General features: G+C 69.6%; 11 protein-coding genes and 1 pseudogene. 2 read left to right on the plus strand and 10 right to left on the minus strand.

Going from position 1 to position 15,564, the window contains the following annotated elements; genetic code table 11:
- Positions 1 to 23: 23 nt before the first annotated feature.
- From xylB to T398_RS15975, 9 genes are all read right to left on the minus strand, one after another.
- The gene (xylB, locus tag T398_RS15935; RefSeq protein WP_496447810.1) at positions 24 to 1,484 is read right to left on the minus strand and encodes a xylulokinase; all 1,461 of its coding nucleotides are present in this window, start codon (positions 1,482 to 1,484) and stop codon (positions 24 to 26) included.
- Between the two features lie 11 nt (positions 1,485 to 1,495).
- Positions 1,496 to 2,683, minus strand: a complete 1,188-nt coding sequence (gene xylA / locus T398_RS15940) for a xylose isomerase (RefSeq protein WP_496447812.1) — start codon at positions 2,681 to 2,683, stop codon at positions 1,496 to 1,498.
- Between the two features lie 128 nt (positions 2,684 to 2,811).
- Positions 2,812 to 4,287: a sugar transferase gene (locus T398_RS15945; RefSeq protein WP_496447813.1), complete on the minus strand. Its 1,476-nt coding sequence runs from the start codon at positions 4,285 to 4,287 to the stop codon at positions 2,812 to 2,814.
- Positions 4,288 to 4,525: 238 nt separating this feature from the next.
- The gene (locus T398_RS15950) at positions 4,526 to 6,256 is read right to left on the minus strand and encodes a substrate-binding domain-containing protein (RefSeq protein WP_496447815.1); all 1,731 of its coding nucleotides are present in this window, start codon (positions 6,254 to 6,256) and stop codon (positions 4,526 to 4,528) included.
- Positions 6,257 to 6,341: 85 nt separating this feature from the next.
- A complete protein-coding gene (locus tag T398_RS15955; RefSeq protein WP_496447817.1) occupies positions 6,342 to 7,424 on the minus strand; it encodes a lactonase family protein in 1,083 nt (360 codons plus the stop codon).
- A 198-nt stretch (positions 7,425 to 7,622) separates the two neighbouring features.
- Positions 7,623 to 8,222 carry a GTP-binding protein gene (locus tag T398_RS15960; RefSeq protein WP_018216746.1) on the minus strand — a complete coding sequence of 200 codons (600 nt, stop codon included), beginning with the start codon at positions 8,220 to 8,222 and terminating at the stop codon, positions 7,623 to 7,625.
- Positions 8,203 to 8,586, minus strand: a complete 384-nt coding sequence (locus tag T398_RS15965; protein WP_496447819.1) for a DUF742 domain-containing protein — start codon at positions 8,584 to 8,586, stop codon at positions 8,203 to 8,205. Before T398_RS15965 ends, T398_RS15960 begins: the two co-directional genes overlap by 20 nt.
- Entirely contained in the window at positions 8,576 to 9,001 is a 426-nt protein-coding gene (locus tag T398_RS15970; protein ID WP_496447821.1) for a roadblock/LC7 domain-containing protein, read from the minus strand. The genes T398_RS15965 and T398_RS15970 overlap by 11 nt, the downstream gene beginning before the upstream one ends.
- Complete coding sequence (locus T398_RS15975) at positions 8,998 to 11,415, minus strand: sensor histidine kinase (protein ID WP_496447822.1); 2,418 nt, start codon at positions 11,413 to 11,415, stop codon at positions 8,998 to 9,000. The genes T398_RS15970 and T398_RS15975 overlap by 4 nt, the downstream gene beginning before the upstream one ends.
- Positions 11,416 to 12,405: 990 nt before the next feature.
- Here T398_RS15975 and T398_RS15980 point away from each other — a divergent pair.
- Entirely contained in the window at positions 12,406 to 12,762 is a 357-nt protein-coding gene (locus T398_RS15980; RefSeq protein ID WP_496447824.1) for a hypothetical protein, read from the plus strand.
- A gap of 124 nt (positions 12,763 to 12,886) precedes the next feature.
- Here T398_RS15980 and T398_RS15985 read toward each other — a convergent pair whose 3' ends face one another.
- Positions 12,887 to 14,665 (minus strand): glycoside hydrolase family 6 protein, encoded by a 1,779-nt coding sequence (locus T398_RS15985; protein WP_496447826.1) that lies wholly within the window; start codon positions 14,663 to 14,665, stop codon positions 12,887 to 12,889.
- A 491-nt stretch (positions 14,666 to 15,156) separates the two neighbouring features.
- On the opposite strand from T398_RS15985, the pseudogene T398_RS15990 reads away from it, so the two are divergent.
- Positions 15,157 to 15,564: pseudogene (locus T398_RS15990) on the plus strand (hypothetical protein); the annotation flags it as partial.

The following is a 15,564-nucleotide window of genomic DNA, read 5'->3' on the forward strand; positions in this document are numbered from 1 at the left end:
ACCAGGGCCGGCCCACCACCCGGTCACCGGGGTGACGACGATGCGCTCCCGTGGTCGAGGACGTGCTCCCGGGCCTGCGCATACCGGGCCCGAATCGCCGGCACCGGGTCCGCCTCGTAGCGTCGTGACCCGGCCCCGGTCCACCTCGGCGGCTGCGCCCCGCCCAGGACAGCCCAGGCGGCCTGGCGGGCGGCGCCGTCGGCGACGTACTCGCCCGGGGGCGGCACCACCACCGGCACCCCGAACACCTGCGGAGCGACCTGGCGCACCGCGGCGGAGCGGGCGCCACCACCAACCAGAATCACCCGCCGGACGGCGAACCCCTGCGCGACGAGGGCGTCCAGGCCGTCGGCGAGTGCGCAGAGCATCCCCTCGACGGCCGCCCGCGCCAGGTGCGCCGGGGTGGCGGTACGCAGCGTCAGCCCGTGCACCGCGCCGCTGGCGTCCGGCCGGTTCGGGGTCCGCTCCCCCGCCAGGTAGGGCACCAGGACCAGGCCATCCGCCCCGGGTGGCGCGGACAACGCCAGGTCGGCCAGCTCGGCGAGGCCGACCCCGAGCAGCGCGGCGGCGGCGTCGAGCACCTGGGCCGCGTTGAGCGTACAGACCAACGGCAGGTATCGACCGGTGATGTCGGCGAAGCCGGCGACGACACCGGTCGGGTCCGCCGTCGGCTGGTCCGCGACACCGCACACGGTTCCGGAGGTGCCGATCGAGACGACCACGTCGCCGGGGCCAGCGCCGACCGCGAACGCGGCGGCGGCGTTGTCACCCGCGCCGGGGCCGAGCGAGACCTCCGGCAGCTCCGGTGCTCCCGCGAGCACGGACGGATCGAGTCGGCCGGCCGACTCCACCGGGCCGAGCACCCGGGGCACGGTCACCATCCGGCCGAACGCCTGCTCGAGCAGGTCCCGGCGATACGTTGCGCTGGCCGGGGACCAGTAACCGGTGCCGCTGGCGTCGCTGCGGTCGGTGCTCAGCGCCGCGAGGCCGGGGGCGCCGGCGAGCCGCCAGGTGAGCCAGTCGTGCGGCAGGCAGACCGCAGCCACCCGGGCGGCGTTGCCCGGCTCGTGCCGGGCCAGCCAACGCAGCTTGGTGACGGTGAGGCTGGCCACCGGCACCACCCCCACCGCGTCCGCCCAGAACCGTCGCCCGGCGTCGCCGTCGCCCGCCTCGGCCACCAGGTCGGCGGCGGCGCCGGCAGAGCGGGTGTCGTTCCAGAGCAACGCCGGGCGGACCACCGCGCCGGCGTCGTCAAGGCAGACCATGCCGTGCTGTTGCCCGGCGACCGAGATCGCCGCGACGTCGGCGAGCCCGCCGGCGGCCGACACCGCCTCGCCCAGCGCGGACCACCAGGCCGCCGGGTCGACCTCGGTGCCCGCCGGGTGCGGCGCCCGACCCTGGCGGACCAGGACGCCGCTCTTCGCGTCCCGAATGACGATCTTGCAGGACTGGGTCGACGAGTCGACTCCGGCGACCAGCGGCATCCGGCCCGCCCTCAGCGCGCACCGAGCAGATGCTCGACGGCGAGTTGGTTGAGCCGGACGAAGTGGTAGCCGCGGGCGCCGGCAGCGGTCACGTCGTACTCCTCGAAGGCAGTACGGTCGGCGCGGAGCCCGGCGTGGGTCTCGCCCGGGGCGAGGGTTGGTGTTGCCAGCTCACCCACCCGGCTCGTGGCCAGTGCCGCGGTCACCTCCGGGTCCGCCCGGAACGCCGCAGCCCGCTCCTTGAGGAGCAGGTAGGTGCGCATGTTCGCCTCGGCCGAGGCCCACACCCCGGTCCGGTCCTCGGTGCGCGACGGCTTGTAGTCGAAGTGCCGGGGGCCGTCGTAGGCTGGCCCGCCCCCCGGACCGCCGTTCTCCAGGAGGTCGACCAGGGCGAAGGCATTGAGCAGATCACCGTGGCCGAAGACCAGGTCCTGGTCGTACTTGACCCCACGCTGGCCGTTGAGGTCGAGGTGGAACAGCTTGCCCTGCCAGAGCGCCTGCGCGATGCCGTGGACGAAGTTGAGCCCGGCCATCTGCTCATGGCCGACCTCCGGGTTGAGACCGACCAACTCCGGGCGGGCCAGGGTGGCGATGAAGGCGAGCGCGTGCCCGACGGTGGGCAGCAGAATGTCGCCGCGCGGCTCGTTGGGCTTGGGCTCGATCGCGAACCGCAGCTCGTATCCCTGCGCCACCACGTACTGGCAGAGCAGGTCAACCGCCTCGCGGTAGCGGTCCAGCGCGGCGCGGACATCCTTGGCGACGTCGTACTCGGCGCCCTCCCGACCGCCCCACAGGACGAAGGTGCCTGCGCCCAGCTCCGCGGCGAGGTCCACGGCGCGCAGCGCCTTGCGGAGCGCGTACCGCCGGACAGCCCGGTCGTTGCTGGTGAAGCCGCCGTCCTTGAACACGGGGTGGGTGAAGAGGTTACTGGTGACCATCGGAACCACCAGGCCGGTCTCGTCGAGGGCCCGACGAAACCGGGTGAGGTGGGCGTCGCGGGTGGCAGCGTCCGCCCCGAAGGGGAGCAGGTCGTCATCGTGGAAGGTGACGCCGTACGCCCCCAACTCGGCGAGGCGGTGCACCGCCTCGACCGCGTCCAGCGCCGGCCGGCTGGCATCGCCGAACGGATCCCGGGCCTGCCAGCCCACCGTCCAGAGGCCGAAGGAGAACTTGTCGGCAGGGGTGGGACGGGGCGCCATGCCAGCCTCCGGGGTGTCGTCCGCCAGGTTCTGTGGTTGGTCTACCAGACCAAGGCCAAGACTCCCACCACGCGCACCCATCCGAAGCCGCGGGGGCGAGCGCCGCCGGACCGCTCGGAGCACACGAACTAGTACGCCCCGCGGCGGTTCACCACCGCGCCGAAGGTCTTCCAGAGGATGGTCAGATCGGCGGCGAGGGACCAGTTCTCCACGTAGTAGAGGTCGAGCCGGACACCGTCCTCCCAGCTCAGGTCGGACCGGCCACTGATCTGCCAGAGGCCGGTCATGCCGGGCTTGACCAGCAGCCGCCGGGCAACATCGCCGTCGTACCGGGCGACCTCCGAGGGCAGCGGTGGGCGGGGGCCGACCAGGCTCATCTGCCCGAACAGGACGTTGACCAGCTGTGGCAGCTCATCCAGCGACCAGTTGCGCAGCAGTCGACCGACCCGGGTCACCCGGGGGTCGTCCCGCAGTTTGAACAGCAGGCCGTCGGTCTCGTTCCGCGCCGCCAACTCCACCAGCCGGGCGTCGGCGTCGACCACCATCGTGCGGAACTTCCACACCCCGAACTCCCGGCCTCCCTGTCCGACCCGGGTCTGCCGAAACAACACCGGCCCCCGGCTGTCGACCAGTACGGTCAACGCAATCACGATCAACAGCGGCAGCAGCAGGGTCAGTGCGAAGAGCGCGAACGCCCGATCGAACAGCCCTTTCACCAGTTTGCGGGCGCCCCGGAACTCCGGTGCTTCGACGTGGATCAGCGGTAGCCCGGCCACCGGACGGGTGTGGATTCGGGGTCCCGTGACATCGGTCAGTGCCGGCGCGACCACGAGATCAACCCCGGTGCTCTCCAGCTGCCAGCCGAGCCGACGCAGCCGGGTGGCGGTCAGCTCTCCGGAGGCGGTCACCGCCACGGTGTCGGCGCCGATGGCGGTGGCAGCCTCGGGGATGCCCCGAAACGAGCCCACCACGGGCACGTCCCCCAACTGCTGCGGGACCGGAGCGAGCAACACATCCGGGATGCACGCCCCGATTACCTGGTAACCCGCGTACGGCTCGCGCCGCAGCGTGTGCACCAACTCCAGGACATGCGCGGCGTCCCCGACCACGAGAACCTTCCGGGACCAACCACGGCCCCGGACGCGGAACCGGTGCAACCTCTTGCGGGCAACGAAGCGGGTCAGCTCGAGCCCGACCACACCGGCGGCGAAGGAGGTGAGGAGGAACCCCCGGGACACGCCGACATCCAGGATCCAGCCCGCGATCACGACCCCACTGGCAAGGCGCAGGCTGGCCACGCCCACCCGCCGATACTCGTCGGCGCCATAGCCGACGACCCGATCGTCGTAGCAGCGAAAAGCCTTGAGCGAGACCAGCCACGCCAGCACCAGGCCGGGCGCGAACACGACGTAGGGCAGCTCAGCGCCGCCGGGGGGCCCGATACCGAAACGCGTGAGGTAGCCGACGAGAACGGCGAGGCTGAGCGCCGCGGTGTCGAGCACCACCAGAGCCCGGAGGTAGGACCGCAGCGCAGCGCGAGTCCTTGGCGGGGACACACCGCCCGCCGTTGACCGGCCGGAGGTCAGCAGCGTCGCCGAGTTCACCGACCCTCCCCCACCTCACCCTCGCCCCCGGTGGTCATGGCCGGAAACGGCCCGGTGGTCCGAGCCGAGGGATGGCCTGGTTCCCGCCGGAACAACGACATCCTGCCCTGCGGATTATGGACACCGAATGTTTCCGACGTATTACCGTCACTTTGCGCGGCGGGCTGCCCGGCCGAGTCAGTCCCGCCGCATCGTTCTCGACGTTACTGACAGACTCGCCGCTGATCCTCGGGTCAGTTCAGGAGCCCGTCTCGCGCAGCGCGATGGCGTTCAGGAAGATGTCACCAATCTTGGTCGGATCCTCGGTAATGAAGGAGCCACCGCCGGTAACCTTCGTGATCGACTCCAGCTCTGCCTTGCTGACGTCCGCGCCGATCCCGATCAGAACCACCTGCACCGGCCGCTCCGGGTCCTTGATCCGCTCCAGTTCGGCGATCAGTTGCTGCTGGCTGACGCCGTTGCCGTCGTCATTCTTACCGTCGGTGAAGAGCACGATCGAATTGACCTGCCCCTGATCCCAGTCCTCCTGGACCGCCTCGTACGCGGCGAGCACCGTGTCGAACAGACCAGTGTCACCCCGGGTCGGCTGAATCTGGGTCAACGCCGCTTCAAGCTCGCTCCGCTGACTACTCAGCGGACCGATCTCGACCAGCCGCCGATAGTCCCGTCCGTTGCCCAGGTTGGTCGAGAACTCCCACAGCCCGATCTGCCAGCTGTCGTCGAAAAGGTGGAGCCCACGCCCCGCGGCATCAAGGGTGACCTGCTGGCGGCTCATGCCGTTGGCGCTCGCCACGGGTTCCCGCATCGAGCCGGAGACGTCGATGACACAGAGCATCCGGCCGGACTGGGTGGCGATTGACCAGCTGGAGACAGCTCGCTCGACCGCCAGTAGGTCCAGGTCGCCGGTGGCGCTGTCGCCGTCGGCCGCCGAGCTCGGCGCCCCCTCGGGCACGCTGAAGCCGGCACCCCAGGTACCGTCCGGCCCCCGCAGCGACAAGGACGCCAACCGGTCCTTGAAGCTGGCCGTGGTGAGCACATCGAAGAGCATCCGGGCAGCCGCGGCCTTGGCCGACCCGATCCCCGGCAGCACCGCATACGGATAGTCCAACGGTGTCGCCGCCGGCTTCGGGTAGAGCGCGGCCAGCGGCACCGCCGGATTCCGGGCGTTGTAGGAGAGCAGATCCTCCTCCGACAACGCTGCCGCGCCGAGACTACGGGCCATCGTGGTGGGGTCGGCAGAGGTGGGGAACTTCGCGAGCAGTTCCTGGCGCCGATCCGCACTGCTGGTCGACAACGCACGCAACGCGCCGACGGTTGCCGCCTGACCGCCCTCCCCGGCCGCGGCGGCGGCGCTCAACGCGAGTAGCCCGGAGAGGCCGGCGGCATCCTGGGTCGGGTTCACGGTGCCAGCCTTGAGCGGCTCATCGTTGTTGACCTGGCTGACCAGCGCGGACCAGGTGAACTCCTGCTCCGGCCAGCCAAGCTGGGCGGCGATCGGCTCGGGTACCCCCACGACCACCGGGCTCCGGGCGATCGATGCTCCGTTACCCGGGTTGAACTCGGATGCTCCACCGCCCTTCAACCGCAGCAGCCACGCCGACGAATCCGGCACCCAGACATCCGGGCCTACCGCGGCGCCGCTGACCTGACCCACCCCAGGGAGGATGGCACCGTGTTTGGCGGCGACGGTGGCGGCTATCCCGACCGGCTCGGACGCGGTCACGCTCACCTCAACGCAGGTGCCGCCAACCGCCGCGCCCGCGTTCTCCCACTCGGTCGCCGCGGAATCGACCGCCGGTGCCAGCTCAGTCGCGACCGCTACTGCCAGCTCGACCGAGCCGGAACAACTCGGCGCCGCGAGCTGCCGGTAGCCGAAGTATCCACCAGCAGTAACGACCAACACGCCGACCGCTGCGGCGACGCTGGCGACATGGATGTTCGTTCGGTTGCGATGGCGGCCTACAGACACGGGGGCCATCTTCCGGCTGCCGGCGAGGAACGGCTACCTCCGTTTAACTTTAGTTACGCAGAAGCAACATACGCCTCCACAATTGTTACGCTGCGTGAACACGAGAACTCCGTGCGCCGTACTCCTCCGTCCAGGGCAGGACACAGGTGGGGCTCCGGACCCCAACCGCCTCGTTGACCAGCGACGGCACGCCGGTCGACGGGTTAACCCGGAACACGCCGATCAGGTCGGCCCGCTCGTCCGCGACGTACAGGTTGGCACCGACCCGCGCGAAATGCCGGGGCCACTCCCCACCGGAGTCCACCTCGGCGACCAGCACCGGCAACTCGCCATCGGCCGCGAAGACAGCGATCGTGCCGACACCCCGGTTCGCGACGTAGAGGAAGTGCCCCTCCGGCCCGACCGCGACCTCCGAAGGCTGCACCTGCCCCGGCCGCCCGCTGGCCGGAACCCGGCCCCGGAACCGCAGGAAAGCGTCACTGGTGACGTCGTAGGTCAAAACCGAGCCGTCCAACTCCCCGACCAGCCAGCAGCGTCTTCCGTCCGGGTGCCGGGCCAGGTGCCGGGGCCCGACACCAGCGGCGATGTGCACCCGCGGAGCCCGTACCACCAACCGCCCCGGCCCGGCGTCGAGCTCGTACCGGTAGATCGAGTCGGTGCCGAGGTCAACCACGAGCAGCGGCCCTCCGTTTCGGCCCGGCACGACCATGTGCGTGTGCGCCCGCTCCTGCCGCTGTGGGTCCGGGCCATGCCCCTCGTGCCGGACCAGGTCGGTGCGCTCACCAAGCACCCCCTGCCGGTCAAGCGGGAATACCGTCACGCTCCCGTCGCCGTAGTTGGCCACGAAGAGGTGCCGGCCATCGTCGGCGACCGCGAGATGACACGGATCGGCGCCACCGGTGGGCCGGCTGCCCAACGCGGTGAGATCACCATCCGCGGCAACCCGGAAGGCGCTGACGCCGCCGGCGGCCACCTCGTTGACCGCGTACAGGACTGGTAGGTCCGGATGCCGGGCGAGGAACGAGGGCGCCGGGGTGACCGCGACCGTGCCGAGCGGCGTGAGCGCACCAGAATCCGGCTCCCGCTGAGCGACGACGATCCCCTCGCCGCGCCCCCCGGCGCCCGCCGTGTAGCAACCGAGATAGACGAACGCACCCTGAACCGCCACCGGACCACCCTCCGCGCCGACTCCTCCGATCCAACCAGAGGTTCGTCCACGCCGCGGCGCGTCGCGCCGGAACGCCACAACACGGCGCCACCTCTGGAGCAAGCACCGCCCGGGCGGGTAGCCCGTGCCGCACGCCGCCCTGGTCACGATCGACGAGCACCGCGGCGAAGCGGATGCCCCGCATCGGCCGGCACCGGATCAGACCGGCACCGGTTCCCCGTGCTGCCGGGCCACATGTTCGACGAGTGCGATCAACACCTGCTTGCCGGACTGCCGTTCCCGGGCGTCACAGAGCAGCATCGGCACGTCGGGGTCCAGGTCCAACGCCTCACGTACGGTCTCCAGGTTGAACCGGCGCGCCCCATCGAAACAGTTGACACCGACCACGAACGGAATCCCCCGCTGTTCGAAGTAACCGATGGATGGGAAACAGTCGGCCAGGCGTCGGGTGTCGGCGAGCACCACCGCGCCCAGCGCCCCGAACGCCAACTCGTCCCAGAGGAACCAGAACCGGTCCTGTCCCGGCGTGCCGAAGAGGTAGACCAGGAGATCTTCGTTGATGGTGATTCGGCCGAAGTCCATCGCCACCGTAGTGGTGGACTTCGCCTCCACCCCAGCGAGATCGTCGGTGCCGACCCCGGCATCGGTCAGCATCTCCTCGGTCTGGAGCGGGCGAACCTCACTCAACGCGCTCACCAGCGTCGTCTTCCCCGCGCCGAACCCCCCGGCGATGAGGATCTTGAGTGCGATCGGGATGCGGGCCCCGGTTTGTGGAAGTTCAGAGCGCACGGAGTCCACTGAGCACCGCCTTGAGAATATTGTTGTCGGGCAGGTACGGGCCGGCCGAAGGCTGGTGGACCGTCACCAGACCCCGGTCCACCAAATCGCCGAGCAGCACCCGGACGACGCCAACCGCCAGGTCGAGGCCGGCCGCCAACTCGGCTACCGGGACCGGCCGGGCGGCCAGTGCCACCAGCCGCAGGTGCTCGGGATGCAGGTCGAGGTGTACGGCAGGCTGCGCGTTCTGGTCGGCGAGGACGTACGCGACCAGGTCGAACCCGCCGGCAGCCCGAACACGTCCCCCGGTCAGGGTGTAGGGGCGCACCACCGGAACCGCATCGGCATCCAACCAGTCATGCGGCATGCCGGGCTCAGCCCACATCGCGTGGGCCCGCCGCCGGCCGGGCCGGGATGCTCATCTTCTCCCCCACCTGGGTCACCAGCATCGCCATCTCGTACGCCACCAGCCCGATGTCGGCGTCTGCGTCACTGACCACAGCGAGGCAGGCACCCTGCCCGGCCGTGGTCACGAACAGAAATGCCGATTCCATCTCGACGACAGTCTGTCGAACGGCGCCACCGGTGACGTGCCGGCTCGTGCCCCGGGCCAGGCTGGAAAGGCCAGAGGCGAGAGCGCACAGGTGTTCCGCATCGTCCCGTTCCTGCCCGGCGGAGGCCCCCAGCAGCAACCCGTCGGCGGAGAGCACCACCGCCTGCCGGGCGGGCGGCACCCGCTCCACCAGTTCGTCGAGCAACCAGTCGAGATCAACATTCTGCCTGGCAGATTGCAGCATCACGCGTCCCTCTCAGGTGCGGTCAGGGGTTCGAGATCGTTCGAGGGGTCGACCGGCTGAGCGCCGGGTCCGACCTCGGACATTGGTACTCGGGCGGCGGCAACCCGACGCCCCCTCGTCGTGCCGGCTTGTAGCGACGCCATTATCCGGCGGGTTTCCTCCGGTGAGCGGGGAGTCGGATCCGACGACAGGGACTGCCGACCGTCCACGGCCAACTGCCGCGCCATCGGCTCTTCCACGGTCGGTCGAAGCCGCTGGGTCTCGGTGGTCGCCGCATCTGGCACCGCCGCGCCCATCCGGCTCCGCGGCACCCCGGCCGGGCGCCGCCGAACCCGCCGCGGCAGCCCGTCGATCTCGCCGGCCACCTCGACGGGCACCGGGCCGGCATCGGCCCCGGCCGACTCACCGGCAGTCGGGACCGGCGTACGGTCGGCGGGCGCCAACGGCTCCGGCTCGGCGGGCGACCGACGCGGCGGCTCCCGCCGAACTGCCCGGGGGCCCGGACGCTCTCGCTCACCGCCGCCCAAGGCCGCCGGCTCCGGCTCCTCGGTGACCAACTCGTCCGGGATGAGGACGACCGCGGTCAGACCAGCCGACTCGGACCGACGCAGCCGAACCCGTACCCCGTGCCGGGCGGCCAGCCGGGCCACCACGAAGAGCCCGAGCCGGTCGGTCCGGGTTGGGTCGAACTCGGGCGACGAGGACAGCAGCGAGTTGGCGTCCGCCAACACCTCCCCGCTCATGCCAAGGCCATGGTCAGTGATCTCGAAAATGTAACCGTCAGCCCTGCGCACCCCGGTGACCTGGACCCGGGTCCCCGGCGGTGAGAACCTGGTGGCGTTCTCGATCAGCTCGGAGAGCAGGTGGATCAGGTCACCCACGGTCCGGCCGGTGAGACCTGCCGACTGCACGCCGCCGAGGTCAACCCGCTTGTACGCCTCGACCTCGGACAGCGCCCCCCGAATCAGATCGACCATGGCGACTGGGTTGCGCCAGCCCCGGCTCGGAGCTGAGCCAGCCAGAATCACCAGGTCCTCCGCGTGCCGCCGCAGCCGGGTGGCCAGGTGGTCGACCTGGAAGAGATCAGCTAGTTCGTCCGGTTTCTCGGCGCGCCGCTCCATCCGGTCGAGCAGGGCGAGCTGGCGATGCACGAGCCCCTGGCTACGGCGGGCGATGTTGAGGAAGACCTCGTTGAGGCCACGGCGCAGGTTTACCTCACCCTCGGCGGACCGGATGGCGGTCCGCCGCACCGCGGTGAAGGCACGCCCCACCTGGCCGATCTCGTCCGTGCCGAAATCGACCGATGGCGCTTCCCGCTCCACGTCCACCGTCTCACCCTGGCGCATCCGCGCCACCAGCTCGGGCAGCTGGCGTTCCGCCCGTTCGAGCACGGCGTGCAACCCGGCTAGCCGGCTAGCCAGGGAACGGCCGACCCGAACCCCCACCACCAGGGAGACCACGACCGCGACGAGGCCCAGCAACCCGGCGGAGGCAAGCAGCAGAAAGACGCGTATGGCCAGGGGCTTTGACCGATCGGCCAAGCCGTCGGCCTGGTTCAACTCGTACTCCCGCATCGCCTGCTGGACCGCGTCGTAGTCGGCCTGCCAGCTCGCAGCCGCGATCGGCAGCCGATCGGCGGAGTTCTCGATCAGAAGTTCCTGCATCTCACCAAGTCGGCGGAACTCCGCCTGCTCGGTCAACCGCTGAAACGCGCTACGTTCCGCCGCCGGCAGGTCGGCTACCGCCGAATCAGCGAGGAACCGCTGATTGGTGATCGCCTGCACGAGCTTCCGGTGCTCACCCTCGGCGAGGCTGCCCGCGACGAAGGCCCCGGCCAACACGGCGTCGGCCTGACCGAGCAGCTCGCGGGAGTGGCCGAGCCCGGTCACCGCCAACGCCTCCCGGTGCAGCTCCGGGTCCGGCAGCGCTGACAGCGCCGCGAATGCCTGGAAAGCCGACGAGATCATTCCGCTGTAGAGATCAACGATGTCGGACGGAGCTGTCTCTCCCCGGTCGATCTGACCACGCCCGGCTGGCAACGCATCCAGGGCAACGAGGAGCCGGTCCAACCGCACATCCAGCAGGTCGTCGGTGGCGTCCCGAAGGTCGTCGCCGGCAGCTCGACGACGCAGTTCGGCGATCGCCTCGTCCGTATGCCCCCGCTGTTTATCGAGGCCGACCTCGGCAGACTCGGCAGCCAGGTACACGACCGAAAGCCGACGCTCGCGTTGCAGCTCGGCGACGACCGCCTCACCGGGCCGCCCGAACTCATTGAGGAGGGTACGGGCGGAGAGCAGGCTCTGCGCGGGTCCAAACGTGAGCGTGGTGGCGAAAATCCACAGTGCCAGGAGCGCGGTTATCGGCGCCGCCACCAATGCGGTCAGCTTGTAGCGGATCGGCCAGTCGCGGGTGTTCAATCAGGACCTCGCCCAGATCGTGGGGGGCTGCGGGGGTGCGGCACGCGCCCGGGCAGCACCCGCCGGAACGCGCCCCAAATCGTACCGGGCGCCATTGGCGGTCGCCTTGGGCAGGATACGGAATTTGCTCCGGTTGCACTACCGTCTGTCTCGGCCATGGACGTGGCGGCCGGATGCCACTGGCCTGGACAGCGCGGCAACCAGCAGGTGCGCCCGCAAGCAGGCGACCGTGGCGGACCGCACAGCGGCTGTCCTCGACGCTGACGGCGTCAGCGTACTGTCCATCTACTATCCACCTAATCCGGCACCGTATGCCGGTAACAAACCCGAATGGGCGAGTTCCTCAGGCCATCGAAAAGTGCGCCGGACCGGGATTGATGCGCTGCCTCAGGTGGGATACCCAAGGCAGCGGAGGAGCCAGGTTGAGGAGTCGAGAATGCGCCAGAACGAGCAGCAGGCCGACACTGAGCACCCGGAGGGCGCACCCGTCGCAGCCGCACCAACACGGCCGAAGGGTGGTCGACCGGCGACCGGCGAAGAAAACAACCAGCGCGTCGCCGCGGACAAGGATAGGGACGATCGGCCCGAATTTCGCCGACCCGCCCCGGTCCCGAGCGCCTTCGGCGCGCCCTCAGTTGGCGGGGCGGTCGCCGCGTCCGCGCTGGCCGGCAGAGCAGAGGAGGCTCCGGACGCGCGGGCCGAGTCAACCGCCAGACCCGGCGACGGCGCCGTTGACATGGCGCGAGAAGGCTGGCGGGCGGACCCGACGGCCGAATTCCGCGGTGGCCCGGGTTGGGTGCAGCGGCGGGCCGAACGAGCTTCGGCAACTGCCGAGCCTTCCACCGCTCAGAGCCACCGCGAGCAGCGGGAGGACGGCGCACCCCGAACCGCCGGCTCCACCGCTGAGCAACGGCCCGACGCAGGTGGCATGGCACCCAATGCACGGGGTACGCGGGAAGGTAGCGCAGGTACGGACGGGAGGGCGACACCATGACCGATCGGGACCGGTACCGACCGTTGGAGGAGAGCGCTGAGACAGCCGCGGCGGTCGAGGATGACACCGGCGTCCCCCAGCTGATGACCGGCGGCGGTGGCGACCGGAACACCCCCGCCTTCGCCGCGGCTGGGGAGCAGGCCGACAGCGGCGCGTCGACCGAGGACCTCCTTGGCGACCCGTATGACTTCGGGGGTGGTGGGGACCGCATCCGCACCGGCTCGGAGCAGCCCTGGGAGCCGGAGGATCTGGTGGCGGCACGCGGTCAGGACCTGACCCCGGAGAATGTTGAACGGGCCCGCCGGGACCTGGTCGAGAAGGGCCCGGCGGCGATCGAACGTACCGTCCCCTGAACGAAGCCGCCGGAGTCCCGGGACGTAGCCGCCGGCGCCCCGGACCCGATCGAACTGATCGGGTCCGGGGCTCGGGGAACCCCGCCGCCCAAGCGCCTCACAACCCCAGCGGCTGGGTTCCAAATCAGGGCAGCGGCGGATGGGCGTTCTGCATGAGCTGCTGGAACTGCGCCGGGAACCAGGCACCGGAGATCGGCGCATCGGGCAGGGCCCCGGTGGGGCTGAAGCCGTTCCGGGCGTTGCCCTCGTACGTCGGGTCGCACATCCGGTCGAAGCCCTTGCCATCGTCGTTCGGGATCTCCTCGCTGGAGCCGTCCGACTCACCCGGTGGCTTCACCCAGACGTAGGCATCGATTCCCGGCTCCGGTGCTGCCTGCGGCCGCTCGCCCAGGCCCGCGCCAGATTGGTTGCACCAGTTGCCGGCGTGGATTCGTCGATCAACCCGACCACCGTCTACGTAACTGTCGACATCGGTCACCGGCCCGGGCCCGGCTGGTCGGGCGCTGCCACCCCAGCCGTTGCGGGAGGTGTCAATCAACATTCCCACCTCCGAGTCGAAGCCCTTGCCAACCAGTTCGTCCCGGAATGCCTGGGCGAACGTCAGCTCGTCCACGTACTGATTCCAGTCCACCCACGTAGACTGGCGGATCGTCTGACCGTTGACCGTGTCGTTGATCTGGAAGTAGGGCTCACGCAGTGCCGAGTAGTTGGCCGTGTTGACGATAAAGCCGTGCACGTTGTCGACCGTGCTGCCCGAGGCGGTGGCGGCATCCTTCAGGAGCAGGGCGACTGGGCTGAAGTTGGAGTCCCAGCCGATCCAGCCATGGTGGGCGGCGTCCACATAGTTGTAGACATTGCTGATCGCACCCAACGTGGCTAACGCATAGCCGATGCCGTTGACGTAGGCGCCGTTCTCCTTGACCAGGTCGCAGGTCGGAGTGGCGCCTGGGTTACCGCCAGTGTTGGCGTGCAGGTTGGGCAGCGAGTCGATCTCGATGATGTTGATGATCCGGAGGTCCTGATATGCCGGGTCACTCTGGATTTCCGCGATCGGATCGATGAACTCGGCCTGGTAGCGGGGCAACTCAGCGGGCGCCAGCTCACCGTTCGAGGCGAGCGCAGCGCAGTCCCGACCGGGCAGGTTGTAGACGACGAACTGGATGTAGTCCGCCCCCTGGCTCAACGCCTCGTCCAGGTGATCCCGCACGCCCATCGGTCCGTTGGACTGACTGTCGTCTGTGCCCTCGATGGCGGCGATCCGGTCGATCCAGACGGCGGTCGACGTATCCGAAACCCGGTTGCCACCGGGCACTGACTCGGCCTTGGCCTTCCACTCCGGGTTCACGTAACCCACCGCGTTCAGGTACGGGTTGTCCACCCGGCTTCCGGGTGGGGAGGTGGTGGGAGGCGGGGTGGTGGGAGGCGGGGTGGTGGGAGGCGGGGTGGTCGGCGGTGCCGTGGTGGGTCCGCCGCCGCCACCACTGCAAGCCACCTCGTTGAGGATGAACGACGCCGGTTTGGGGTTGCTACCACTCCACGAGCCGTTGAAGCCGATATCGATCGTGGCACCGCTGGCTACCGAACCGTTGTACGACTCGTTCTGTGCGGTGACGTTCTGCCCGGATTGGCTGTACCGGGCCGACCAGCCGTGCACAACCTGCTGGCTGCTGGCCGGGAAGGCGAAGCGGAGCGTCCAGCCGTCGAGCGCCTCTCCGGTGTTCTTGATACTGAGGGAGGCGGTGAAACCGCCGGGCCAGTCATTCGTGGTGTAGGACACCTCACACTGGGTCGCGGCGTGGGCCATGGTGACCGGCAGGGTCACCAACCCGCCCACGACCAAGGCACCGGCGCCGGCCAGCGCGAGGGACGGGCGCGGGCCGGTGAGTTTTCTCCACACATTCATGCCACAGATCTCCTTGGGCGAGACCGTTCCACGGACGCCCCGGCCGACCGGCCCGGTGGATGCCGACGTGGACAGCCACCGATGCCAGCGGATTCTTCCGGGGCCGTCCTGGACCGGGTGGTGGTGGTCTTTGCAGACCTGCGATGCAGGTCGGTCGGACCGGCAGGATGATCGTCCGGCGAACCGGTTGCCCTCGATACCCCTGCCGCTGCTGGTGTGGCTCCCTAGGTACACCGATTCTCCCATGGGAGCGCTTCCATCGCAATCCTTCAACAGAAGCGACTCCGACCCGTCAACCCTCGCAGGAATAACGGCGCACAACGCGGGAAGAGCACACCAGCCCATCGAGACCGATGGTCATCAAACCCTACATAGCTCCTAAAGCCGGAAAAGACGAAATTTCCCCTTCATAGGTTGTGAAACGGACTAACGTCTGCCCTAGCTCGGTTGTCACCGAGTTCAGGACAACAGTGGATGGAGTGACGCACGTTATGGCAAAGAAGCTGCTCGGGAAGGTCGTGGCAGGTGCGGCCCTCGGTGGCGCCTCCCTGCTCGTGTGCGCGCCGGGTATCGCGGTCGCGGACGATCATCACCGGGGTGATGAAGGCAAGGTCCAAGCCAAGCCGCATGCGGTCGAGGCCGGCCACGAGGTCAAGCTGCTCCAGTTCTGCCCAACGCCACAGGAGCACGCCTACGCCTGGTCGAAGGTGACCGGCAAGGTCCCGCTCCGGCCAGCTGAGGACCGGCGGGACGGCAAGGACTACCGGGGCAAGGGCGGTCACGGCTGGGAAGACAAGGGCCACGACTACAAGGGCCACGAGTACAAGGGCGGCCGGGGCAGCGAAGCCCGCGAAGGCAGCGAAGCCGAGCGCGGCTGGGGCAGCGAAGCCCGACACGAC

It is taken from the genome of Salinispora goodfellowii, from assembly GCF_059570675.1.